This window comes from Candidatus Nitrosocosmicus sp. FF01, from assembly GCF_047711275.1.
Lineage (GTDB): Archaea > Thermoproteota > Nitrososphaeria > Nitrososphaerales > Nitrososphaeraceae > Nitrosocosmicus.
Map to the genome: position 1 here is coordinate 670,789 of NZ_JBLNIG010000002.1, position 26,363 is coordinate 697,151.

The window sequence follows — 26,363 nt, forward strand, 5'->3', positions numbered from 1 at the left end:
TGGTCAAATAGTGGTTAAATAATTGAACAGATAATAAAATTAAAAAGATAGTTTACGGCATATAATCTGATAGAAAAATGTCGGGTGAAGAGAGATTATCACAATTTCTTAATGAAGGTAAAGATTGGGAAAGAAAACCTACTAGTATTCCCGGTGTTTTCTTGTTTAAGCTGCCTGAATATCGAGGTAGACCTCCTACTATTGCAATCGAGATCAATCCCCTCAACTCTAATGGTGCTCCTAGTAAAAAGAGAGGCATTGTAATTAAATCCTCAGAAGAACTTAATTCAATTCTTGAATTAATAGGAAATTCCAAAGTTTCTCAACTAGCACAATCAATTGATAATGTAAATCCGGAAAGAAAAGCTGTAGTAAAAAGTGATTCAACCGATGTTTTCGAAATTTAGATTTTTCAGATCTAGATATGACGATCTATACCTCTGACAATATTTAGCCTTACTTTGGTCCAATCATATTTTTCTCATCCTTTACTACGAAAAAATTCACTTGTCTTTCGACAATATCAACACGATATTGTACTAAAAGCTTTATACAAGAATTCTCTGGTTGTAATTCCAACTTCTCTAGGAAAGACCATTATCGCGCTTTTGGTCTGTCTTGATATACTTCTCAACTGGAAAAACTCCAAAATTCTAATTCTAGCCCCCACTAGACCACTCGTTTTTCAACATTTTAACTTGTTTAAGAAGTATACTCCTCTGTCAAGTCAGTGTATTGCACTGACTGGCAAAATTGCACCAGAGATTAGAAAGGCGTTATGGGATTCCTCAGGATTTAGAGTATATTTTGCTACACCCGAGTTGGTTAATAATGACCTTGCTAATAATTTTTTGAAAAAGAATGACTTTTACCTGATAGTGTACGATGAAGCTCATCGGGCAGTCAAAGATTATAGCTACACTCGTATATCTAGTCAATTTTATGATGAAAGGCCGGAACAAAATGATCCTCCCCTTGTACTTGCATTATCTGCGAGTCCTGGTTCCACAGAAGATAAAATCAAAGAAATTTGTGCCAATTTGTTTATAGAACAAATGATTTCAAAGGAAGAGCGGGATGAAGACGTGTTTCCGTATGTTTACGATACTGACATAGAATACTGTCATGTGACTTTAGATAACTATCATTTGGAAATTTCCGCGCTATTGACCTCCATGATTCATGATAATATCAATTGGCTGATTAAAAATAAGTTACTGAAAAAAAAGCGAGCAGACAGTGTATACAAAAAGGATCTATTGTCACTTAGAGATTATATAACTTCAAATCTCGATCCAAAAAATACAAATCTTTTCTTAGTTACCGCATTAAAGTATCAAGCACTTTCCATGATATTACTTTATTGCCGTGATCTAATCGAATCTCAAGGAGCCTTTGCATTGAGAAAATTTCTAAATAATGCTAGAGATAACTCTACTACCAAAGCTTACGTTAATTTATTTTTAGATACTAGGTTAAAAGAAATTGAAGAAATATTATTTAGAAATGGCAACAAAATCGCACCCAAATTAGCTCATGTATTATTAATTGTTGAACAGTTTCTAAAACCAGAATTAACGAATGTATCTGATAATACAAGAAATACATTACCCGAGTTTAATCGAGATCATACTACCAGTTCTTCTCTACTTGAAACTTCGTTCACCAACAATAATTCGATTTCTCTTAAAACCCAAAAAAAAATTCTCATTTTTTCACAGTATCGTGATACTCTAGAAGAAATTACAAAATTTCTGGACGAAAATGGCATACAGTCTAGGGGGTTTTATGGACAGTCTAACCGAAACGGGATAAAGGGTCTCAGCCAGGATAAACAATTATCTATACTTGATGATTTTCGTGAAGGTAAATTCCCGGTACTGGTTGCTACTTCTGTGGCTGAAGAGGGACTAAACATTCCTAATGTCGATCTCGTGTTGTTTTACGAACCAGTTCCAAGCGAAATACGGTTTATTCAAAGGAAAGGCAGAACCGGAAGATTTTCAAATGGAAAGGTAGTGATTCTGGTTTCGGATGATTCTGTAGATATAAAATACACCGAAGCCTCCAAGAGAAAACTACTCAAAATGCGATCAAGTCTCCGAAATACAAATTTCTCATTAAACACCCACAAAAAAAGACGCTTTGATAGTCATAACAGAATGCTCGAGTCAGAGATATCTCTACTGTATACAGAATCTGATCAATTTTTGCAATTCGGTAATGGAAAGAAGGAAGAAGGGTCTGATGTTGATATTAAATCCATGAATGATAATCCTATTGTGGAGTACATCTCTTCCAATTCTAATAAAAAGATTAAAACTCTTGTAAAGAGACTGTCGTATAATTATCCTAGGTACAGCAGCGCTGGAAATACTGTTTCCTCACTTTCGAGAAGGAATCTGGAGGATTTGTACGAAGTATCATTGAATTTGGATAGGAAAAAAATAGTTCATAGAGTTAAAAGACAAATCCAAGAACTACTAGGAAAAGCCGGAAGCGCTGGATTGACTGTTTCAAATTTAGAAGAACAGATCAAAGCGGACAGGATGATAGTTGGTGAAGCTATTGATAGCTTGAAAAAGATGAAGCGAATAGTGTTCCTTAATAAACATAAAGATACGGTCGCCCTTATCGAATCAACCAAATTTTTGCCTGGAAATAAATATTCTGTATTCATTGAAAAAATACTTATGGGCAAGGCAGTTGTAAGAGTAAATGATAAGTGGTATGCCTCGCTTGTCCATCATGACTATTTTGGTCCCAGATCCTTGTTAAAAAAAGGTAACACCCTTGAGATAATTGGTGAAATGTATAGAAGCGAGGGGGTGTTACATTTAATTGTAAAGAAAATTTTGTAAATTATTCGTGGATATTTGTACCTTGCTTCAATAGTTACTTGCATGAGTATTCTTAATTGGTGAAATGAAAGTTTGATTTACATGTTAATTATTTACATTGTAAATTGATTATACCCGTTGTAATTGAAATGTATATTACTTACACTGCAACCAGCATTCAATGACAATTGATAAAGTTATTATAATCTTTGATTGAAAATTAGGAAAACGGAATAATCGGTTATGATGATGAGTTTATTCTTTACAGTTATCCATACATGAAGCGGTGACTTGAAACGTTTCCATCCTCTTGACTGCCACCTCCTCCTCCTCCTCCTACTGCTCGCTGTTCCTGTTCGGCTTTGATTATTTGTTCTAATTGCTTTTTCAATTTTTGGCCCTGTTCTTTTAACTGTGTAGTTTCAATTTTCAACTTGTCATCGTTAATAAAATTGTTAAAAGATTCAATCAATAGAGAGGCACCTTCTGGATCAGGTATTCCACTTGAGGATGGGATAAGGATTGCAGCACACGGAATTTGGTATGATAAACATGCTGATAGCAATCCACCTGCAATACCCCCAATGAAGGTAGTATACTTTTTGCTCGAATCTTCTATGGCACTTCTATTAAAATTGCTTTGAGGATTTATGTTGTGATCAGAAATATGTTCGTCCTGGTCCTCTTTAGATGATTGTATTTCTTGCTCTTTAGATGATATTACTTCTTGTTCATTTGTGTTGTTTTGTTCCATATTCTCGCTAGCCAATATTACAGCCTTTCTGTCAGAGGCAGGAATGCCTTGAACAGGAATTCCATCTAAAACCATTACTTCTTCTATTGAGTTTTTTATCGCCCAATCCATAACGGCATCCAGAACAAAATGGGTACCATCCATCATTATGGGTGCTTCACAAACTAAAACACACACATTTCCTTGCTTATTTGCATATAGTCTGAACGGATGCCTAAGCTTTCCATCAATAAATATTACACCAGGTGAGATATAGTGAGACTCAACAAATGCTATTTGATACATCTCAAGTTTGTCTATTATATAACTAGTGCTAATTGAACCAACTAAACCTGGACCTGGAAAACCAGCAATCAGTATTGTCTTGTCTTTTTTTAAGTTATTTAAATCAGCAATCGTAATGATTTTTGTCGAAGTAGGAGTTCCAGATGTATTATCATCACCAGAATATGCAGTAGACAAGGAATTCATTGATCAACTATACCTCTCATGCTTGTTATTAATAATATGGTTAATAATAATAATGATTTCCTATCTCAAGAGTTTAAAGATTTCGAAAAATTATCTCTGGTATGTCTAATCATCTTTATCCCTTATCCATTTATATCATCTATTGACGCTAAACTATCTGTTTTAGTTTTAATTTTATTGCAAAAATAATTCGATTTTTAATTAATTGTAACGATCAGTATAGTTTCTCAAAAATAATAATCATTTCGGTTTGTACTCAGTTAATGGTTTGGTGGGAACATGCTAGTATTGAAGTCCGGGTCTCTTGGATACTGCTGAATCTTTGTTCCTTTGTTTGTTTGTTTCATCAAACAGTCCATAATCTCTTGATCACCTCCTTTCCATCTCTAGATCATAATAGAATAATCTGTGAATTGAGATAAACCAAATCACTAGATTGGTTTATGAACCCAAGGTTAAAGTTCTCATTTTATTAGGACTCATTGTTATAGGATATGCTAGTGATTTCTCAATTATTCAAAAATCTTGCAGAAAAGGATTTTCATAATTAATTCTAGATTTTATGATGCTATTTCCGATTCAATTCGCAAACGTGACACTTTTTCTTCAAAGATGGTTTATCTGGTTGTCTTTGTTCATTTGGTTTGTATATCTATTTGGACACAAGCAAATAGATAACAAACAAGCAAGTGCTTACTAACTCATTTTAGCAAGAAGTTTGCATTTCATATTTGTAAGATGATTTAATATTTCTAGATAAAACATGTAAAATGACTATCTGGCTACAAAAAGATTATTTGCTTAATATTAGCTTGATCTGATCTTATAATAAGATCTATACCAGAACTAAAAGGCAAATCTATTTCTTTTATAACTCTGTTCATATATTATTAGTATATTGCTACACAATCAAATGATTGTGAATATTGTCATTAGAAATTTAGTTTACTTTTCTTTGGAAGAAGAATTAACCTGTGTCTCTTGCGACACATTTATTTAATTAATTTCCCTCAATAGATCTATACCTGCCTACACTTAAAAGTAGATCATAGTACCAAATATCAAATTTCATCTATAACACAAGTATATTTTTGATTTTACTTCCCTTAGCAGATTCACAATATTACGAGCGTTACATTTGAAACGATATGTTCGTACCAATAATCAGATAAGAACCACAAATTCCAAACGGTAAATTATTTCATTCCAATCCAACAAAACTAATCGGATCAATTAAGGTAAAAACCGGCTATCCCCATATATTCTCCTTAAAAGTCAATTTTTTATTAAACAGAAAATTACTGACCGAAGCAATACTGACTCCTAATAATAACGCAATGTCATAAGAAATTCCAGATTCGCTCAGTAAATATATTGATAAGAATTGTATTAGGATGCCAAGGGAACTGCATCCGACAAACATTCCGTACTGTTTGATGAATCTGGATCTTTCAATATCATTGTCCTCAAAAGTCCAAAACTTGTTTAACAAGAAATTTGTTGTAACTGAAACAGCAATTCCTATTGCTGTAGCTTGTAAATATCCCAAACTTCCTAAAATTCCATTTGACAAGAGGATTGAAACTAGGTAGTTTAGAGCAACTCCGCTCGCTCCTACTGTATAAAATCTGGCTGCCTTTGAAAGGAATCTGACTGACTTTCTCTTTTCAGACTGAGTATCTTGTCTCTTTGATTTCCTTCCGTATCTATAGAGTTTCCAAACCGCTTTTAAATAATCAAATATTATTGGGAGATTGAGTTTACTTTGGCCGTATTTTCTATCCCTAAATGTATAGGGAATCTCTTTTACACAAATATCGCTCTTCTTTTTTATCAGAATTTCTAATAATATTTTAAAACCATTTGTATTAAATTCCACATCTTCTAATGCGTGTTTGGGAAATGCAAAAAACCCAGACATGGGATCATAAACATTTCTTAACGACAAACCATGTCTGGCAATAAAATTAGCGCCTACGCTAAGCAAGAACCTTTTAAGCGGCATTCCATTTATTGCTCCTCCACGAATATACCTAGACCCAACTATAATGCAGTTAGGTTGTTTTTTTAACTCACTTATCATTTTATTTATTACTTCGGGAGGATGTGAGAAATCTGCATCCATGATCAGGACATTCTGACCTCTTGATGAACTAATTCCATTTACCAAAGCAGCTATCAAACCTGCCTTTTCTTTTCTATGAATAACTTTAATGGATATATTCTTATTCCAATTACTTGTGGATTGTGATTCTGTTTTGATATCATAATCCTTTAGATTCATTTTTTCTTCAATGTATTTTTCTACTATATGTCCTGTTCCATCAGGAGAGTTGTCGTCAACTATAATAATTTCTACATTAGTTTCAGCGGGAATATGGGTTTGAATCTGATTCAACAGATCCCTTATATTCATGGATTCGTTAAAAGTAGGGATAATAATAGAGACAAATTTTTGATCGTCTCTAGTTTGTTGTATAGTATCATTAACGTTTAGCATTGTCACTGGTATTCCCTCATCTCACAGTAACTAATTTAATAAGATACTATATAATGCATACGATTGTTTTCTAAAACAAGAATATGTTTATCAAATTCAAAGATCTTATTAACGTTTAAATTTTAACTCCAAAGTTTTATTTATATACAAGATAAAATTGTATTGAAACTACATATTGTAAGAATTTTGTATTCCCACAAAGCTGGTTTTAAAAGATTTTTTGTATCTCTTGTTACCGGCTAGGATTAAGGTGCAAGTCTATAATAAAAGTGATAGATAAGCTTTATGTCTTTGAAATACATTTGTTAAAAGAAAAATATATCTACGCGGTCGCCAGGCTTTTTAGTTTATGATCCTTTACTAGTAGTCTTCACTACTAGGTATTTTTAAGGATAAACTCACTCAGTCCTAATTGGGAATTATTCTGTATAGGTTTCCGTGTATATGAGATAATACATACAGATATCCATCTGGACCTTCTCTAATGTCAGTAGCTACGCCAAATCCTTTTCCAAAAACCAAGGCATCAAGTTCTTTGTTATTGTTTGCAACTTTGTCAGATAGTTCCCCGTTAAGGTCCAACTTGGTTCGATCTTCAATCAAATTGAAATTATAGAGGTAATCGTTATTGTAATCCGCAACAAAGAGATCATTTTGATACTGCCTTCCTAAAGTATCATTTTTGAGGAACTCTAAAGCCGTTACTCCCACAGACATGTTCCAAGCAAACTCTGGACTACTATAATGTCCTTTATCAGCAAAGGTTTCCAAGTTGTTTGGAATTGTTACCATCTTGCTACCAAAATAACCCCTCTCTGGAGGTAATGGCTGAGCATTTTCTACAGGCCACCATCCTTGGACTCTTAACCATCCACTATTGAATCCGGGTTCTACGAGGTTTATTTCGTCACCATAGCCGGGACCATTTTCAGTGTCCCATAATTTGTTGGAAATAGGATCAAAAGCAAGTCCAAATCCATTTCTTACTCCATAAGCAAAGTATTTGTTTAAGGGACTGTGATCGGCTAATAAGCCCGTGGTTTTGTTTTCACCAGTTAAAACGGGTTCTCCAAACGGAGTAATACGTAGTATCCCTCCTCTACCATCGGGAGGATGACCAGTGGGAACATTCGAGGATTCTGCATTTACAACACTGGCTTCAAAAGTTCCAGTACAAAATTCCTCTTCCCAACAACTATCGCCATCGCCAGAAAGTATGTAAATATTTCCATCCGGACCTACTTTTACTACTCCGCCATTATGATCTGCTCCAGGTCCTACAGGGATATCTAGTATAAGAATAGGATTGATTAGTTCACTACCTGTCCATTCATATCTATAAACTCTATTCCCTAATGGATTCGTTGTCTCATCACAAACTGTTGCACCCGAACATTCATCGTTTCCATCTTCCAAAGCTTGCGTGTAGAAAAGATAGGCATACGTCTTTTCACCTGTAGCGTTATTTAATGTCTGGTTGGCAACATCCATACCAAGTAATCCTCTTTCAATCTTATTTGCAACATTTAAATCCAAAATTGGTTCTTGCAAAAGATTTCCATTTACTATCCGCTTGATTGTGCCATTCATTTTTTCTAAAACCAAAATATCATCATTCCCTACAAAGGCCATGGTCGTAGGATAACTAAGCCCACTTGCTACTATTTCTACCTTCAAATTGGGATTGGTAACCGTTGGCAAATCAATCTTTGGTGTTTTCAAACTCGAGTTTGTATTATAGGAGGATTCATTTGAGCCAAGTGCAAATGCCATTTGGTTACTTGCTTGGTTTGATCTAACTTCAATTAGTCCTAGCCCTCTACTTTCTTTCATATTTATAAATGGATACTGATTTGTGTCATAGATTCTGGTAGGACTATCAACGAATAAACCAGTTCTATCTGAATTATGATAGATTTTTCTTATCTCGTCTAAATGTTCACCTTGAACAGAATAATCAAATATATCATGTTTTAATTGACTATCTACAATCATCAACACGTCATCCGTTTTTAACGGCTCTCTCAAATATCTATCTGGAAATACGTCCTTTACAAAATTTGTTTTATCATGTACATACATAGGAATCCATGAGAAACTGCGAATCCAATGCTGACCCATTAGAGTAATACTTTCGTCAACATCCGAGTTGGCTGTAACATAGTTTGAGACAAATGCAGATAACTCAAAAAAAACTTCATTGGTGTTGGTACTAATTAGCATTATAGTACTTATCAATCCAAATACCCCTATTCCTGTCACTATGACAATTAGTATAATTGTTTGTGATATTGAATTGCCATAGTGCTTATTATTCTTCAAAGATATCTTATTGCTGGCTGTTACTATTATAAACCCTGCTGAAATTGCCATTATGGGTAACAATTCTATAAAATGAAAGTATTTCACAATGCCACCAATAAAATAAATGAATGAGAAATACGGTACAGACCAAAATAAGAAGGTAACATCTCGTTTTACTAAAGTAAGGGCTATTCCTCCGCAAATTCCTAAAATTATTAATACAGGATCAGCTAGAAAGATAAAAGTAATTGTACCATTAAAATTCCTTTCTCCCCTTTCTACTTGATATAAAATTCCATTAATTCCATTCTCAAGTTCGCCAATATACATCATGTACGCTGGCCATATTAGAGGGATTACAAAAACCGGAATCAGCCAAATGCCTAATTTTTTTAGACTCTTGTTGTTTTTGTAAATAAGATATCCTATTAATGGAATAAATGTTATTATTGGTATTTTTGTAAATATAGCCAACCCAAGAGTAATACCTGATAATATTACCCACATAAAGGCTAGAGAATCATTATTGGTTTTGTTTTTATATGCTCTACCTGAATGTATTGCCAAAAGTATGGATGACAGAACAAACGGAAGTAATATAGTGTCTAGCAACACCATTTTTAACATCCAGGTGAGAGGCATTATCGCAAACAGTATTGCTGCCACGAATCCGACCTTACGTCCAAGCCACACTTCCCCAATCTTATAAACTAAGATCGTATCAATTACTGCTAGAATTCCCATCAATATTCTGGGCGTAGTATACAACTGTTCTATCGATTCAGGGGTTTCAGTCACTTGATTGAGTTGGTAATTATAATTAGAGATTTTTAGAATTGATGCTAAAAAGATCTGTCCAAAATAAGGATGGTCGTAAGGATGGTCATAAATTGCGCTTGACTCCTGTGGGCCTTGACCTTCCATAACCTGGAGAGCTCGTCTCATGTAGTGATCCTCGTCTATATATATAGTAGGAAATCCTGTTGGATTCCATAAATGAGTAAATGAGGATAATGCGATAGGGATTAGGATAATCAAAGCATATTTGATTTTATTACTTTGTTGGCCTGCAAATTTATTCAATGATCAATTTCATCTTCCATTCATTATTTTGAAAAAGATAACACTGTAAATTCAGGCCACAAATCCCAAATAAAAATATAATTGATATTATCGCTTTTGAGATTGTTACTATAGTTTTTATTGGATAGGTTTATTTCAAAAAAATCGACTACTATTATTAAACCAATAACGCTTTCTTTTCGTTCTTGAAACAGAAAATACCATGTAGATATAAATATAACATCCTTCTCGATCCCAGAACATGATGAATTTACTATTTGGGAGAAAAAAATCTACTCTTTTAATTTTGTCCTACTTTATTGTCGTGATTTCTGCTCTATTCTATGTTAATATTGAATATCTTAACATCCAGAAAGTGTTAGGTAGCTCTAATAGTGTAAAATTAGACACAGCTAGTCATCTAGCAAAAGAAGATCATCCTATCTTTTTTGAACCGCTACCAACTAATATTTCAGTAGCCGTCGAACCAAAGGATACCGGCACACTCTACTTGTCTGCGCTCATTTCTGATGGTAAAATCAAGTTAACAAGAGATCTTAATGATGAATTATTTCCTTTTCAAACCACCAATTGGTACCAGCTAGTTACACTTGCTCCAAATTATTTCGAGACTGCAAACAATACTGTCTTAGAGTTTGACAATCTAATTGTAGGTAAACTGGATGATTTTGATAATTTCGATGATTTATTAAGTCAAGCTCAATTATACTCTGATGTTCCTGTTAATAGGACTTTTATTCTTGATCTTCCTCATAAGGATGTCAGCTTCATGCAACTTCAAATACCATTCCCAAACGGGACTTCTGGAATATATTATGGTCTTTTTGATGGAAACCAGAAAGGAGATAGATCTGATATTAATCTACATCTTAATCCTCAATCGACCCTGAAAATATTGGATTCCGATTCAGCCATCGATGTACAAACAAACGAACAGCTTTATAATGTGACAAAAACCTTAGCTTGTAATGATCTCTATAAGCTAGGATATGAAAAATGTCAATAACAAGACAACTAGATCCTGTGATTAGAATTGATTTGCTTCGGTTTAGCTGACAACAGAGATAAATTTTGTAGGTTTAAAAATGGGATATAAGGTCCGCTAATTGGACCTCATTTCTATCGGACTTCCACCCAAGTTAAATCTCATACTAGTGTAAGGATATTGATAAAAGTCATAATTCTTACTGTTTCCAGTAAAGTATTTTGAAGTATTCAATCCAGTAAATGCTGTATATAGTTTTTCAGATGTTGCTAAGTTCTGATTCCAAGAATTGTTTCTTGACTCAGCGTTGTTTGTAAGATAATCTCTAAAATATCGATCCAAAACTAAAATTACTGTACTTGCATTTTTTATATCTTTATTTTCACTATAGCTGTAAAATGTATTCTCATATTGATACATGAATTTATAAACCCATGAATAAATTGGACTGGCAATTATTACGGTTGATTTGTTTGGTGTCCATTCATTATCAAAGTTTGCTTCATTCTGAATTTCGTCGTATTGGAGAACATCGTTTGAAATATCCGTTTGGTTATTATACATATTTTCGGTCCTGGTCTGATGTTCCGGATTTCCAAGCAGTATCGAATTCAAGTAAGACATTGCTTCAAATTGAAAAGATGATACATTTGTAGAAATTAAGGCAAAAGTAGAAAAACCCCCAAAAACAATTACTATTACAGGTATCAAAATAGTTACTGCTTTATACTTGGAAAAATACCTTATCAGCCATTCAAATAAAACTCCAGAGGATATACAGAGAAATCCAAATATTGGAATCAAATAAAACCAATTTACATATGAAATAAAAAAGGTAAAGAAGATCACAAATGGTATTATTCCCAAGATCAGGAAAATGTCCTTTTTAATTATCGCAAAAATCAATCCCACCAGACCGAGAGTTAGTATAATCGGGTCCACCAAGAAAATATCGTACAAAGAGTTTAGGATCGAGTCATTTTGTCTTTCAATTTGTGAGGTAATACCTAACATCCATAGATCGATTTCTCCCTTAATTAAGGCGTCAAGTGGCCAAATCAGAGTAATGATTATTACAGGGGCAACAAATAAAGCCGTTTGAGATATCTTCCTATTGTATTTATATACATAAAAAATTAAAAGTGGTAACATTGCGACCAACGGTGCCTTTGTAAATATTGCCAACCCCATTAGTATTCCTGAGAGAAGGATTAAAATCCATGAAATTTTTGGCTTTAAAGAATTTAAAGAATTCAGGTACACCACGATCAAAATTGAACTTAAAACAAGTGGTAACAACAGTGATTCTAAATAAATCCGCCTCAATGCCCACGTAAAAGGCATAACAGAAAATAACAATGTTGAAATGATAGCAACTTTTCTCCCATAACGGATCTTCGTTATGACATAAATAAGCAATGTATCAATGATTGCAAAAATTCCCATAATTATTCGTGGGATGGTATATGAAGAATAAATTGATGAGTAATTCTGGACTTCTGGCCCTATTATAGAAGGAAAATCAATAACTTTTAGAATACTTGCTAGTAAAATGGGGCCAAAGTAGGGGTGATCATAAAAAGAAGCATGCCAGTCTGTCATTCCTGTTGTTAAAAAATGCATTGCTCTAAACATATATGTCCCCTCGTCAACATGAACAGTTGGAAATCCTATAGAGGTTCCATAAATGAGTAAATGAAGTTATTAGTAGTATCGATATGAGGATATAGAATTTATTTTCATAAAATGATGTCATTCTGTCAAAAAAAGACATTCGTTTTCTAGTTTGCTCCTCTTTTTTTGAGCATCATGAATTTTTTGATGTATATCTATAATCAGCCCCAATAGTTGAAATTTATGTTCCTTGTGTAAATTATCTTAATAAATTTATCAGAAAGGACCATATTCTATAAACTGAGAATTACCACATCTATTATATTGTTTTAATGATTTTCTTATCTATAAATGAAAATTGAAAATACAATTTCTAAAAGCAAATTAGGTACTCTATTTGTGATGATGTTTTCTGCTGTCACGTTATTATTCATGGCTTCACCTGCCTCAGTTTTTGCACAAGAAAGTGATGCAGCAACAGCTGAATCAGATAGTAGAGATCCAATCGCAATAATTAATGAAATCAGGACATTAATAACTCAAGCAAATAATCAATATGCAGCACAAGACTTTGTAGGTGCTGAAGCATCAGTACAGACCGCATATTTAGATCACTATGAATTTTTGGAAGGTCCACTAGCAGCACTTGATCCAGAATTAATGGAAGCCACTGAAATCTTGATAAGAGAGACATTGATAGGTGCAATCCAAGATAGAGCTCCATTGACTGAGGTTCAAAATCTTATAAACAACGTTAATACAAACTTGGATCAAGCTGAAGTTTTGTTCCAACAACAACCTTAATTTTTTTAACAACTATTTTTCAACCCTCTTTAGAATATCTTACTAGTAACGGTACCTATTTCCTTGTATCTTGTAATATTTGCTGTTTATTTTATGAGTAATTTCAAATCAGAGGATCAACAAATCCTTTATATTAAATAACAAAAAAATTTGTAATTATGAATTCTATTTCAAGACTATGTTTTGTAGTCTTTCTGGGTGTATTCCCACTATCAACAGTTTTCTTTCTGACTTCGGTCCAATTTTCGTTTTCACAACTAAATTCAAGTTCATTCTGGACTAGGGGTGCTGATATGCCTAGTTTAACCACAGAAACCACTGCTGCAAGAATTGATGACGGGATATATGTGATAGGTGGATACGACGAAGAAGGCGAAGGGGTTGGTATGGTTGAAATGTATAATGCAACAACCGATACATGGGTAGACGGCATAGCACAATTACCTCTACCACTTCACCATGTTTCAGCTGCTTCCTTTGGAGGAAAATTATATGTTGCAGGTGGTTACACAGGTGATTGGACTGCGAGTGACAGACTTTTCATTTATGATCCTGTAACAAATCAATGGACTCAAGCCAATCCCATGCCTACTCCGAGAGGATATCCAAATGCAGAATTTGTTGATGGTATATTGTATGTAATGGGTGGAGATGGAGGCGAAGGTTACGCAAGGGCTTTAAATGCAACGGAGGCATACGACCCTGTAACAAACCAGTGGACAGTTAAATCAAATATGCCCACTGCTCGCCATCATGCAGCTTCAGCGGTTGTTGATGGGGAAATCTATGTAATAGGTGGCAGAATTGGAGAAGAACTAAACAATGTAGATTTAATCGAAAAATACAATCCAGTTTCAGACAGTTGGGAAGTTGATCTTCAACCAATGCCATCAAAAAGAAGTGGAAATGCAGCGACTTCGTTGAATGGCAATATCTATGTACTTGGAGGAGAACAAAATAAGGGAACATTCAATGACAATGAACGCTATGATCCTAGTACTGATACCTGGACCAAGGAACTACCTATGATTAATGCTAGACATGGATTAGGTGTAGTCTCTTTCGATGATAAGATTTATGCTATTGGAGGTGGGCCTGAGCGTGGATTCTTTACTTCTGGTATCAACGAGATATACCATCTGAATCATGATACCACTTCCTGATACTAGACCCTTATATCTACTCTCATTTTCTTTGCATTTTCTTTTGTTTGCCTCTTACTGCATTAGAATTTAACAATGTATTTGTCTTTTTGAAAAAGCATGATTTTGTATATCAACAAAACCGCTATAGATTATCGAAAAAAATCTTGTTTACTTGGTTAATACAAAGCATTTATGAAATGAAGTTTTTATCCGTTTGCCGCTTGTTCCTTAGATATCATTGCTACTTGCAGAGGAAGGAATTGAACTGATCAAGATGCGCCATCCCATCAACTCACTTATTATTATTTGTTGAATCTCTCGGTATTATTCGCAGGATTCAGTATTTCGTTTATGTTTAAAGCTTGAAGGCCTTGATGTTGACCACCAAATACATATAATTTGTCTTTATATGCTGCTACAGCGAGACCCGATCTATCTGCCTGCATACTTGGCTCTGTTGTCCACCGGTTTGTTAGAGGGTCATATCTTTCAACATTCTTATTCGAACCATCAGCCATTTGACCACCAAATACATAGATTTTTCCGTCCAATGATTCAGCAGCAAACCCGCTCCTTCTGATCGGCATGGGATCCATTGAGGACCACTTGTCTGTCTTTGGATCATACTGCATATTGTTATCTAGATTGGTCAAAGCATCATTGATTTCGTTAGGTACCCCGTTACCAAATAACCTCCCTCCTAAAACATAAATCTTGTTATCAACAACTGCAGAAGCTGCATGATGGATGGGCCCATTCTGAGCTGGTATGGGATTCTTCGTCACCCATGTATCGTTTTCTATATTATAAGCAAAGTTAGTTGTAGTGGGGTTATGATCAAAATCTAACCCCGAGATTGCATAGATGGTTCCATTAACGACTTCTGCTACATGACAGCATCTTGGTTCGGGTAATGGCGTTCCATCAGTCCACTCATTGGTCGCAGGATCGTAAATTAACATTTTGTCTGTTGTGATCTTATCTTGCAAGAATCCTCCCACTACATAGATTTTTCCATCATAAACAACCGACGGTGCATGATCTAAATCATACGGTAGAGGAGCACCAGTAGTCCATTGATCGGTATTTGGATCATAAACTTCTACAGTGTCTACTGCTCCATCGGCTCTGTAATCTGCCCCACCAATGACGTATATTTTGTCATCAAGTATGGCCGCCGTAATCTCGGTTCTATTTGTTAACATTTCTTCACCTAGAGTCCAAGTCGAGTTTTCAACTCCTTTCACATCTGCTGCTAATGAAAATAAAGCTGTAATAACAACAGTAACTGTTAGTGAAAATAATAACCTAATTTCTGAACCCATAATTGAGGGAATTTACTTTATAAATGTCTTATATCTTTTTGTCAGATTATCAAGAATGATATGTATCAAATAAATATATGAATGGATATGAGAAAAAAATATTACCATTAATTATGATCCATTCACTATTACTTCCGGCGTAATATTCTTGAGTTCTAAGGTCTCTGGTGATAGTGCTCTTATTGACGAGATTTGATCATTTAACCATCCCAGAGTTTGAACATTATGATCTCCAGGTCCAAGGATCATGCAGTTACCTGCATAGCTTACATGTTCACAGACTTCTACCATGTAGCCACTTGTATTGTTTTCATCTATTGAAATTATCAAACTGCTTATAGAATCGTGAAACTCGTCCTCTATCTCTGGTGTATTTTGATCTATAATGGTATTATTGCCAGTAAAGTTCTTGTGAATAAAGACTTGCGCTGCAAAATGACTGGTCGTATTTGCAACTGCTGTATTATTTGCAACTCATGTTCCATCGATATTGGACTTTTCAATATCAACAGCAGATTGATTATCTGTGCTCGCATTTACAATTTGAAATTGGGATATAGTTAATCCCGTTAATAAGGTTCCAATCGTGAATAATAAGATAGTATAATCCCTTGTATTTTGCATATCCAAAAGGAATTGCGAGAAGGTAATAAAAACTAGTATAGGATTCTATATTTTGAAATATAATTACCCAAATTCCAAAACTGGATTTAGAGTACCATATGGTTTTGAAATGTTAATTTGTAAAAAATATAACTTGTTTAAGATTCACTGGTGTTGAAGAGGTGTAATAATTTTGGACTATCAATTACTAGCTCATTGAATTTATCTATTGGAATTATTTTGATAGGGTCCATTATGTGATTATTGGCACTTCCATTAATCCTAGAGTTAATTTGGTTTGTTTTTTGTTGTAAAACAAGTAAATGATTTTTGATATCTCTTGTAATTTCTGTATTACAAATTTTGCTATTATTGATTGCGCTCAGCGATTCTTGAAGCATACTTGTGACATGATCGTCGCCCTTGTCCTCATGAAAGTGAGGATTCCTAGTCTCTATTTGAAATATTTCTACGTTATCCTTGTGGGCACTTTTAGAGCCTTTTATTATTCCTCCAAAATTTTCTAGTATATTAACTAGTTCGTAAGGTTCTACTGAATATCCACTTGCAAACTCCATATTTTCTGCAAGGGACATTGAGAGTGCATGTTCTCCTGCGTTTCCTGTTGTTATTATGTCTGTTTCATAACCAGTAATGTAAGAAATCAAATCGTTCAGGTACTTGTTACTATGCTCAGAGACACGTCCCCATCGGGGGAAATAAACTTTGTTATTTGCAATTTTCGGTTTTGAACGCCAGCATACTCTTACGTTACTCAAACATGATTCTGCCATCGCAAAACCTGAAGCGAATATTTTTACATACTCATTTACCGCTCCAGGAAAATAATTATCACTATCAATAAATCCCACATATTTTTTTCCTTGTATTTTTGCTAGCAGAATGCCAATAACCATTCCCTCTGCCTTACCGCGTCGAACTTGACTATGTTGGTCTAGAATTGAAGTGTAATTTATCTTGTGAAATATTCTACTAAGATTTGGATCTCTTTGATGTATGATGGATATCTTTTTATTAGAAAACTGCGAAAATTGCTTGACCATTTCTACTTCCATGGCATACCTGTCCACTGGAGTCCTTTGGCTATTTGACACAATAATAATCAGACATTCATTTGGAATACCACTCAAAACGCCTTCCAATAGACTCAATTTTTCGTTTTTTACTGGAATTACTATTGCCATATTTGCACATTTCTTTGAGAGCTTTCTGTTGTCAAATGCTGTGGTAGAATTGTTGTTTTGTTGTATTTTGGAATTTACATTATATCCTGAATCTATTTCATATATCTTCTGAAGTGAGTGAATCTTTACTGCACCGATTGTTTCAGTATGTTTTGGTGGAAAGTCTAGCCTCATCTATCTTAATTCCTATATGCATGATGATTTAATAACATGTACATGAGTTTCAAAAAATGAACGATGCATTTATTTAACCTTTGCTATTTCAATTTCTTTAAATTGAGATTTTTATCTATGTTTATTGATTTGTTAGGACGTTATTGATGAATGTAATTGAGTTTATATAGTGTTAACTTTCATTGAAATGTTTATCAGTTATGATGCCTACACTAGTAACAATAATATCATGTTGTAATTACTTATAGATATTAGAATTTAATACGAATTCGTTAGGTGTTACCTCAATTTATAGTTAAATGGTATAGTAACATTGACTAATAAAATAAAATGTCATTAGTCAGCATAGTCAAATGTTATTTACTAGTATTATTTAGTCGTAAGCTGGATTGGTTCAAATATTGATAGTGGTTACAATATTTGATAAGCTAAACTTGATAACCATTAACTTATCCAGATCATACTTTTAAATACATGTTATCTTTTTTGAGGATTGTCATTTCTTTTATATTTGTTTTGCATGGATTGCATGTGTATGAGTAAAAATCCTTATGACTTGGCCTTTGCTTTCGGTCTTATATGTTTTGGAATATCACTTTTATTGGTAACAAGTGTTCATACCAATGTGATGGCTCAAGAACGTGGTGCAAATGGAACTTGGATGGTAGGATCGCCTATGCCTAATCCAAGAACTGAGGTTACAGCCGAATATTTGAACGACACTCTATATGTCATTGGTGGCTTTACTGTAGATGGTAAAATTACGAATTTAGTGGAGAGATATAATATATCTAGTAATTCTTGGGACAAGAATAGTAAACCATTGCCCATTCCGTTACATCATGCCTCATCAGCTACCGATGGTAATAGGATTTACGTTATAGGTGGATATACCGGAGACTGGATTCCAAGTAACAAATTGTTTGTATATGACTCAAATACCAATAACTGGACTACTGGTCCTTCCATGCCCACTGCAAGAGGTTCTCCCGTTTCGGATTTTGTTGATGGTAAATTGTATGTCATTGGAGGAGATAGTTATGATAATTCTTTGTCAAATGTAGAAACATATGATCCAAAAACAGAAAATTGGACCGTTCTTGCGTCAATGCCCACTGCTCGCCATCATGCTGCTTCAGCAGCTGTTGAGGGGGAAATTTATGTGATCGGAGGAAGAACTGCTGGATCCTTGGTGAATGTCGACATAGTAGAAAAATACGATCCTAAATTTGATAAATGGACTACGGATTATAATCCTATGCCATCAAAAAGAAGCGGTATTGGCGCAACTTTTTTGAATGGTTCCATCTATGTTTTAGGCGGAGAACAAAACCAAGGCACATTCAATAATAATGAACGATATGATCCAGAAACTAATACGTGGTCTCTAGAATCGCCTATGCCTACTGCTAGACATGGGTTAGGCGTTGTTTCCATTGATGACAGAATTTTTGCTGTTGGTGGGGGTCCACATACCGGATTAACGGTTACAGGTCAAAATGAGATTTATTTTTTGAAAAAGAATTGATTTAGTGACTTTTGATCCATTTCTTTTCTCTATTTTTTTCGTTTGGTTGCTTGCTTAGTCGCTCCTATCGGGTTATATCTCTCCAAAGGCTTGATTGTAATTACTTGTTATTTTTTGACCTCTTTATATCAAATTAAGATCTCCTCACTAGATGGATGAGTTTAATCAACTTGCCGTGTTTTCATACTCATATATCAATGCGGAAAAAATGATAAAATCTTTTCAAATTACATTATTTGCATGTTTCTTTTTTGTCATGATAAATAAGATTAAAGAAGACCAATTAAATGATTCAGCAATAAGCGAATCCAAAACTATTCTGAGGACTTTTATAATTATATTCCAATTTGAAAATCATTCTTACTTAAATTCACCTTTTTGGTGAATTCTTGCTGTCCACTCATAATAACTTGCAGCTGGAGCTTTGTGATATATTATTGTTCAGATACTAGTTTTATGTTATGTTAAAATCCTGAGATTATAGAGATTAGAACGATTTAACAACTTTTCTGCACATGGCTGATTTCGAGTTTATATATACGAAACCTTAATTAAATTAAAATATTTCTTATTATTATTAGACCGCCTGATGATTAGCAGACACAAACCTTTGATAGCATTTTTTGCGATATCTTTAATCTTGATTTCCTCTATTACTTCTTCTTCCATTCAATTTTCCTTTGGTGCATATGCAAAAGCGCCTTTATCACCAGCAGGACCAACTGTAAATGACGATAGTCTTACTGTAGAAAGAATAGTTGATGATTTAGAATTTCCTACCAGCATGGCGTTTCTTGGCCCTAATGATATACTTGTAACTGAAAAAACCACAGGCCAGGTAAAGCGGATCACAAATGGGTTCTTATCCCCGCAACCTGTGCTTGATGTGCCTGTAGCAAGTGCCATAGAGAGGGGATTATTAGGAATTGCCATAGCAAAACAACCCGACGGAAAAACCTACGTTTTTCTTTCATATACTGAATCAGGTGATGGCGTTGACGGCAGTGATATTGAAAGGTTTGTCGATCCATTGGGTAACAGGCTATATCGATATGAGTTTGTTGATGGTAGGCTGATTAATCCTGTGCTGTTGTTAGATTTAACTGCCATTCCACCAAATGGTAGAGGAGAACATAACGGTGGTAAAATCCGTATTGGCCCAGACGATAACGTGTATTTTATGGTTGGAGAAGTGGGAGGACACAGAACCCAATCTCAAAATATTCTTTTGGGTCCTGCACCAAATGGTTTGGGCGGAGTACTAAGGGTTACCCAAGATGGTGGAATTGTCGATCCCGAAAATCCTATTTTTGGTGAAGGCCTACCATTGAATGTTTACTATGCAATGGGTATACGCAATAGCTTTGGAATGGATTTCGATCCTTTAACGGGTAATCTATGGGATACCGAAAATGGGCCAACAGGAGGAGATGAAATTAATCTAGTTTTTCCCGGTTTTAACAGTGGTTGGTGGCAAATTCAAGGCTTTGTAGACGATGATATATTGGGCCATGGAACTACTGAAAGTGATTTAGTGTCTTTTGGAAGTAGCCAATATGCTGATCCAAAGTTTGTGTGGGAAACACCCGTTGGCTTGACTGCTTTGAAATTTCTGAACTCACACAGATTGGGCGATGAATATGCAAACAACATGTTTGTAGGGGATATTAACAATGGTTTATTGTACAGATTTACACTCAATGAAGAGCGCGATGCAATTTTTATAAACGACACTTATGTGGGCGATATCGAAGCACTACAAGATAATCATATAGAAGATGCGAAGGAGAATCAACCTCTAATATTTGGACAAGGTTTTGGTGGCATTACCGATCTTCAAGTTGGCCCTGATGGTTACCTATATGTATTGAGTTATACTGGCTCCTTGTTTCGAATATTGCCCATAACTGATAGCGTCAAACCTCAACCTCTTGTTGCTGTGTCTGCGGAGCAAGAGTCAATACGTAACCAGTCTGTCTCTGCAGTAATACTAGGAATAGATGGTGACGATTCTTATTCACCCAATCCAATAGAAATTCAAGTGGGTCAGACTGTGACTTGGTACAATGGGGATACTATTTCTCATACAGTAACTTCAGGACGAGATGGAGATCTTGATGAAGGTAGCTTGTTTGATTCTGACGCAATAATTCCCAATCAATTTTATACTCTTACTTTTGTCGTACCTGGTGAATTCCCGTATTACTGTATATATCATCCTACGATGGTGGGGGAAGTGATCGTAAATGAAGGTGAGACAGGTTCATCATTGTCTGATGACTCCTCAAGCGATGAAGATGACTCCTCAAGCGATGAAGATGACTCCTCAAGTGATGAAGATGAAATCTAATTTATACGCAAAAGTCAGTGTCGTAAAAAAGTTGTCTAAACATGACCCTCGGTCATGGAGTGACTACATTGCATACTTTGCATACTTTGAAGAAGAATTTGGAGGCAATTACAGTTCAATTAACATAAATACTGATATCCAGAGCGCGGATTATCGTTTTCGACGATTTATCGATTAGTTGTTATTGTGCAGATTAGTTCGCTCATCATATCTTATTATTTCTAGATCAAAGAGAGATAAATTTAAAAACGTTTTCAGATGCCGCTGGTCAGAGCTAAACGAATCTAATTTATAGTAATAAAAGAAGTTCAAATTAAGAAGATATAATCACATATTTAAAATATTTATATCAATCTTTCATTGGCATTATCTATTTTTGTATCCCGGATATTGATTGATTTTCAAAGTGATTATCTATTCTTTCAGGATCAAAGTACACGTCAATAGATTCATTATACAATGCTATAATAGTTGTTAAATTAGTAACAGGTCCATTTCTCATGGTAATTGTTGATGTACCGTTTAGATTTATGACCTCGCCATCGACTATCGGTGCTTGGGTAAGATTGAAATTACTTATTTCATGTTCATGTCCTGCGCTCCCATTTGGCTTTGACATTTCTATTACAGCAGTGAAACTAGGATTAGAGCTGTTCAAAGCATTAATTGACCAATTTCCTGAATTTATCCAACTAGTATTACCGGTAAAATCGGTTTGAGTATGATTGAATATTCCTGTTTTGGAGTCTGTTTGTTGTGCTTCGACATTGGAATGATTATTTATAGTTAATGCTATTGTCGCAAGGAACAGCGTCGTAAATCCAAATACAAGAGTAATTTTTGTAAAATATCTTTTCTTGTTTAAGAAATTATTGTAAAAATTCATCCCTAACATTAGTACTTACTAATATATATATTGATTGTCATCTTATATGAAGATAGAAATAATTTAATAGATATTTTCTTGTAGTTTGAAAATCCTTATATTTTGATTGTATTCAAACGGAGTACCATCAACTAGCTGGTTGTAATATAAATTCGACTGTTTCTAAAATTTATAGAATATTTGATAATTAGCATGAAACGACAAAACTTTCATTATCTATTAGCATTTTGTGTTACTATTATACAATATATGTCATATTTTTAAAAGGTTTGTCTTGCCCCCACTCATACGACGGGTATAAACTGGGTTCTAGAATTGTGAAATGGCTGATATACTTTTTATCCCTTAATGATTTTTATATCAAACCATTACAGTATATGAATGGCACGATTAAATCATACTACAGGATTAACTATTGATGATCTTGATATTTCTTTTTCATTTGTGAATAATCAAATTCCTTATTTCTTCAAAAAACTTGTTTGCTCTTTGAAAGTGCATATTTGATTACACGGTTTGGAAAAATGAATAACAAATCTAAGAAGGATGTTAACGAGCAAATGTTATCGGGTACCACTGGAGCTGATGATGTCGCTGTATCTGTAAAGGGTTTAAGAAAATCATTTAAAAATGTGACAGTCCTCGATGGCATTGATTTTGATATTCAAAAAGGGACCGTTCTGGCCCTTTTGGGACCAAACGGTGCGGGAAAAACTACTACGGTTCATATTCTCAGCACGTTGTTACTACCAGACAGCGGTAGCATTAAGATCAACAATTTTGATGTAGTGAAACAAGTAAATAAGGTCAGAAGTTTAATTGGATTAACTGGGCAATATGCCGCACTCGACGAATATCTGACCGCTAGGGAAAATCTACAAATGATTGGTAGGCTTTATCGATTAAGTCACAAAGATATTGGTCGCAGAACTGATGAGTTACTAGAATTATTTGATTTGGTACATGCATCTAACCGGGCTGTAAAGACATATTCGGGAGGAATGCGTCGTCGTCTGGACTTGGCCGTCAGCTTGATTGCTTCTCCTCCGATTCTCTTTCTGGACGAACCTACTACCGGTCTTGATCCACAAAGCCGGTTGATAATGTGGGATATAGTTAAACATCTTGTGTCTGGTGGAACAACAGTGCTTCTTACGACCCAGGATATGGACGAAGCCGATCATTTGGCAAATAAGATTATAGTGATGAATGGAGGAAAGATTATAGCAGAAGGAACTTCAGAAGAGCTAAAATTACTAGTAGGCTCTGAGAGATTGGAAATAACAGTTATAAATGAAGAAGATTTTGAACGTGCTGCTACTATAATTCAGGAGGAAAATCTACGTATTGAGAAATCTTCCAAAAAACTTAGTTTTGCAACCAAGGGCGGAGTACATCAATTAAAACAGGTTCTTAGTCAATTAGATGAAGCTAAAATTGAAGTCGAAAATATTTCATTCCATAGTCCGACTATGGATGACGTTTTCCTTACTTTGACTGGTCATATGACAAACACTGAGGATGCCGGCAGCAAGGAAGACGGGGTGATGATTCATTGACAACACGTTTCATAAATAATGATGTCAAACCAGAATCACATTCAAGATTGTTCTGGCTAATTAGCGACTCTTGGGTATTGGCAAAACGCAGTATTAGACACATTACAAGAAATTTGGATCAGCTTTTCTCAGTGGCTCTCTTTCCAATTATGTTTTTTTTGCTATTTAGATATGTTTTTGGAGGTGCAATAGATACAGGAAGTATAAGCTATGTCAATTTTTTAGTAGCTGGTATCTTTGTTCAAATGCTTGCCTTTGGAGCTAATTATACGACAATGAATTTGGCTATAGATTTACAAAGAGGCATAGTTAACAGGTTCAAATCCCTTCCAATATCGAGATCGGCACTATTAATAGGTCACGTAGGTGCTGACCTTGTCAGAAACATGATGACTGGATTAATCGTAATCGGGGTGAGTTTTTTAGTTGGATTTGAACCAGTTGCAGGTGTTATTGATTGGATACTAATTTTTATCTTGGCCGCCCTCTTTTCACTGGCCATTTCATGGATATCAGCAGTTATGGGGTTAATAGTAAAGAGTATAGAAGCAGCCCAGTGGACAGGTTTTATAGTTATTTTTCCTCTGACCTTTGTTAGTAGTGCTTTTGTTCCCACCGAAACAATGCCTTATGCGCTTAGATTGTTTGCTGAAAACCAACCACTTACTCACGTTATAGAGGCAATTCGTTCATGGCTAGTGGGCACCCCTGTGGGAGATTCTGGATGGCTTGCATTTGCCTGGTGTATAGGTATAATTGTAGTAACTGTACCTACTGCATCCTGGCTTTTTAAGCGTCAGACACTCAGATGAGTATGGGGATTTAATTTCGATATCTACCAGTAGCCAAGGATCCTGTATCTTTTGGATGTTGATCAGATTAATTATCCATCCAATTCTCGTCGACTCTATCATGAATCAACTTGGTAAATATCTATCCATAAACCTATTACTATATAATATATTGATCGTTATAGTTCCTATTTGTTTTGACATATCTAACACAGCTATTGTATGGATAAACAGCTTAGATTTAATCTTTCAATGGTAGGAATATAGATACTATCCAGCGAGACAGAGAGGGAGAATGAGCGTGTATGTATATGTATGACTCTACTCTACTCTTTGGTTATTTCAAATCAAGATCCTAACCAAAGTTTTTAAAAGGATTTGTTGCTTATATAGTGTGAAATTGGAGAAAGTATTTCGCAAAAAGGACATCACGATGATTGATAGAAGGTCTTCTGAGTTTTCTCTGGTAGATACCCCTCCGATTTATGAGGCAAGGACTGAATTATAGTATGCAATCTCTTACCTTACTCGTACCGGAACATTTTGTTACTATTGAAGATACAATTCCAATGATATCAAATGTTATTTCAATCCGCGATGCAATTCTTGGCAAAACTAATCAGATACAATCGACAATTGCAAGAGATGATTCTCAAAACTTAAACTCTCGATTAATTAAGGATAGTTATACTCGAGATGATTATGTTTTATCCATCAAGGATCTTCATAGTCTTGATAGGAAAATTCTGTGGTTATTGACTGAACAGCCGTGGTCAACCTATTCTTTTAAAGCATTGGAAAGAAAGTTAAATGTTCATCAACAAACTCTTGCGAGATCATTGCGCCGACTGGTGGAGCTGGATTTCATAGAGAAATCACCGGCTGGATATAGTCTAAATCAAATGACGGCGTCATCAATTCTCTCTTTGATTGAAAATTCAACAGTCAATCTATTTGACGAGGAGGAGATCGCATTAGAAGATACAAACAAGTCAAAAAAACAAAGAAAATTCAACCAATTACTACAAATGCATATCCCTATTAAAGTAAATGTTGAACAGCTAGTAAATAGTATATCTCGCAAGTGGTTTGGAAATTTAAGATGGTTAGGGCTTGTCAGGAAGGATACTGGATACAGGCTTGAATGGGTAGTACGAAATAAATACTCAGATGGGGACTTATTCAGGATCAATGTAACAATCGTATCAGAATATATTATAGTAGAGTCGGACGCAGAAACTAAAAGTGAAAAGATTGAAGCAATGTCTTACTCAAATAAACTTATTGGTGAAATACTAAAAGGATTTAAAAGTGATCTGACGGAAAATCCTAACAATAAAGAGACCTATCATCAAGTACTTATGGACGATATAAAATATAGGGTGAAAAAAGGAAAGTAGTCAATTCTTTTTTATTAATTTTTTATTTTCGATCCAAAATTA

Annotated in this window: 20 protein-coding genes; 11 read left to right on the forward strand and 9 right to left on the reverse strand. The window is 34.8% G+C overall.

What is annotated here, in order from left to right:
* Positions 1 to 77 precede the first annotated feature (77 nt).
* Together ACMT7R_RS09015 and ACMT7R_RS09020 are read left to right on the forward strand one after the other, a co-directional pair.
* Positions 78 to 407 carry a hypothetical protein gene (locus tag ACMT7R_RS09015; protein ID WP_415311327.1) on the forward strand — a complete coding sequence of 110 codons (330 nt, stop codon included), beginning with the start codon at positions 78 to 80 and terminating at the stop codon, positions 405 to 407.
* Between the two features lie 54 nt (positions 408 to 461).
* Positions 462 to 2,861 carry a helicase-related protein gene (locus ACMT7R_RS09020; protein WP_415311328.1) on the forward strand — a complete coding sequence of 800 codons (2,400 nt, stop codon included), beginning with the start codon at positions 462 to 464 and terminating at the stop codon, positions 2,859 to 2,861.
* Positions 2,862 to 3,108: 247 nt separating this feature from the next.
* On the opposite strand, the gene ACMT7R_RS09025 is transcribed toward ACMT7R_RS09020, so the two are convergent.
* The 3 genes from ACMT7R_RS09025 to ACMT7R_RS09035 all read right to left on the reverse strand — a co-directional run bounded on the left by ACMT7R_RS09025 (position 3,109) and on the right by ACMT7R_RS09035 (position 9,952).
* Positions 3,109 to 4,065 (reverse strand): proteasome assembly chaperone family protein, encoded by a 957-nt coding sequence (locus tag ACMT7R_RS09025; RefSeq protein ID WP_415311330.1) that lies wholly within the window; start codon positions 4,063 to 4,065, stop codon positions 3,109 to 3,111.
* Between the two features lie 1,249 nt (positions 4,066 to 5,314).
* A complete protein-coding gene (locus tag ACMT7R_RS09030) occupies positions 5,315 to 6,565 on the reverse strand; it encodes a glycosyltransferase (RefSeq protein WP_415311332.1) in 1,251 nt (416 codons plus the stop codon).
* A 408-nt stretch (positions 6,566 to 6,973) separates the two neighbouring features.
* On the reverse strand, positions 6,974 to 9,952 hold the full coding sequence (locus tag ACMT7R_RS09035; RefSeq protein ID WP_415311334.1) for a PQQ-dependent sugar dehydrogenase: 2,979 nt from the start codon (positions 9,950 to 9,952) through the stop codon (positions 6,974 to 6,976).
* Positions 9,953 to 10,193: 241 nt separating this feature from the next.
* Here ACMT7R_RS09035 and ACMT7R_RS09040 point away from each other — a divergent pair, with 241 nt between their 5' ends.
* A complete protein-coding gene (locus tag ACMT7R_RS09040; protein WP_415311336.1) occupies positions 10,194 to 10,958 on the forward strand; it encodes a hypothetical protein in 765 nt (254 codons plus the stop codon).
* A gap of 96 nt (positions 10,959 to 11,054) precedes the next feature.
* Here ACMT7R_RS09040 and ACMT7R_RS09045 read toward each other — a convergent pair whose 3' ends face one another.
* Positions 11,055 to 12,572 (reverse strand): ArnT family glycosyltransferase, encoded by a 1,518-nt coding sequence (locus tag ACMT7R_RS09045; RefSeq protein ID WP_415311337.1) that lies wholly within the window; start codon positions 12,570 to 12,572, stop codon positions 11,055 to 11,057.
* Between the two features lie 330 nt (positions 12,573 to 12,902).
* Here ACMT7R_RS09045 and ACMT7R_RS09050 point away from each other — a divergent pair, with 330 nt between their 5' ends.
* Positions 12,903 to 13,355 (forward strand): hypothetical protein, encoded by a 453-nt coding sequence (locus ACMT7R_RS09050; protein ID WP_415311339.1) that lies wholly within the window; start codon positions 12,903 to 12,905, stop codon positions 13,353 to 13,355.
* A 293-nt stretch (positions 13,356 to 13,648) separates the two neighbouring features.
* Positions 13,649 to 14,518 carry a Kelch repeat-containing protein gene (locus ACMT7R_RS09055; RefSeq protein WP_415311341.1) on the forward strand — a complete coding sequence of 290 codons (870 nt, stop codon included), beginning with the start codon at positions 13,649 to 13,651 and terminating at the stop codon, positions 14,516 to 14,518.
* Between the two features lie 284 nt (positions 14,519 to 14,802).
* Here ACMT7R_RS09055 and ACMT7R_RS09060 read toward each other — a convergent pair whose 3' ends face one another.
* From ACMT7R_RS09060 to mpgS, 4 genes are all read right to left on the reverse strand, one after another.
* Positions 14,803 to 15,825 carry a Kelch repeat-containing protein gene (locus tag ACMT7R_RS09060; protein ID WP_415311343.1) on the reverse strand — a complete coding sequence of 341 codons (1,023 nt, stop codon included), beginning with the start codon at positions 15,823 to 15,825 and terminating at the stop codon, positions 14,803 to 14,805.
* Between the two features lie 111 nt (positions 15,826 to 15,936).
* Complete coding sequence (locus ACMT7R_RS09065) at positions 15,937 to 16,242, reverse strand: beta/gamma crystallin-related protein (RefSeq protein WP_415311676.1); 306 nt, start codon at positions 16,240 to 16,242, stop codon at positions 15,937 to 15,939.
* 57 nt (positions 16,243 to 16,299) lie between these two features.
* Positions 16,300 to 16,449 (reverse strand): hypothetical protein, encoded by a 150-nt coding sequence (locus ACMT7R_RS09070; RefSeq protein WP_415311345.1) that lies wholly within the window; start codon positions 16,447 to 16,449, stop codon positions 16,300 to 16,302.
* Positions 16,450 to 16,586: 137 nt separating this feature from the next.
* Positions 16,587 to 17,807, reverse strand: a complete 1,221-nt coding sequence (gene mpgS / locus ACMT7R_RS09075; RefSeq protein WP_415311346.1) for a mannosyl-3-phosphoglycerate synthase — start codon at positions 17,805 to 17,807, stop codon at positions 16,587 to 16,589.
* Between the two features lie 535 nt (positions 17,808 to 18,342).
* Between mpgS and ACMT7R_RS09080 the strand changes: the two genes are divergently transcribed.
* The 3 genes from ACMT7R_RS09080 (at position 18,343) to ACMT7R_RS09090 (ending at position 21,863) form a co-directional block, all read left to right on the forward strand.
* The gene (locus ACMT7R_RS09080) at positions 18,343 to 19,335 is read left to right on the forward strand and encodes a Kelch repeat-containing protein (RefSeq protein WP_415311347.1); all 993 of its coding nucleotides are present in this window, start codon (positions 18,343 to 18,345) and stop codon (positions 19,333 to 19,335) included.
* A gap of 610 nt (positions 19,336 to 19,945) precedes the next feature.
* Positions 19,946 to 21,685 carry a PQQ-dependent sugar dehydrogenase gene (locus ACMT7R_RS09085; RefSeq protein ID WP_415311349.1) on the forward strand — a complete coding sequence of 580 codons (1,740 nt, stop codon included), beginning with the start codon at positions 19,946 to 19,948 and terminating at the stop codon, positions 21,683 to 21,685.
* The gene (locus ACMT7R_RS09090; RefSeq protein WP_415311351.1) at positions 21,675 to 21,863 is read left to right on the forward strand and encodes a hypothetical protein; all 189 of its coding nucleotides are present in this window, start codon (positions 21,675 to 21,677) and stop codon (positions 21,861 to 21,863) included. Before ACMT7R_RS09085 ends, ACMT7R_RS09090 begins: the two co-directional genes overlap by 11 nt.
* A 192-nt stretch (positions 21,864 to 22,055) precedes the next feature.
* On the opposite strand, the gene ACMT7R_RS09095 is transcribed toward ACMT7R_RS09090, so the two are convergent.
* Complete coding sequence (locus ACMT7R_RS09095) at positions 22,056 to 22,571, reverse strand: hypothetical protein (protein ID WP_415311353.1); 516 nt, start codon at positions 22,569 to 22,571, stop codon at positions 22,056 to 22,058.
* Between the two features lie 524 nt (positions 22,572 to 23,095).
* Here ACMT7R_RS09095 and ACMT7R_RS09100 point away from each other — a divergent pair.
* The 3 genes from ACMT7R_RS09100 (at position 23,096) to ACMT7R_RS09110 (ending at position 26,321) form a co-directional block, all read left to right on the forward strand.
* Positions 23,096 to 24,130 carry an ATP-binding cassette domain-containing protein gene (locus ACMT7R_RS09100; protein ID WP_415311354.1) on the forward strand — a complete coding sequence of 345 codons (1,035 nt, stop codon included), beginning with the start codon at positions 23,096 to 23,098 and terminating at the stop codon, positions 24,128 to 24,130.
* The gene (locus ACMT7R_RS09105; protein WP_415311355.1) at positions 24,127 to 24,942 is read left to right on the forward strand and encodes an ABC transporter permease; all 816 of its coding nucleotides are present in this window, start codon (positions 24,127 to 24,129) and stop codon (positions 24,940 to 24,942) included. The genes ACMT7R_RS09100 and ACMT7R_RS09105 overlap by 4 nt, the downstream gene beginning before the upstream one ends.
* 488 nt (positions 24,943 to 25,430) lie before the next feature.
* A complete protein-coding gene (locus ACMT7R_RS09110) occupies positions 25,431 to 26,321 on the forward strand; it encodes a winged helix-turn-helix domain-containing protein (RefSeq protein ID WP_415311356.1) in 891 nt (296 codons plus the stop codon).
* Positions 26,322 to 26,363: the final 42 nt, after the last annotated feature.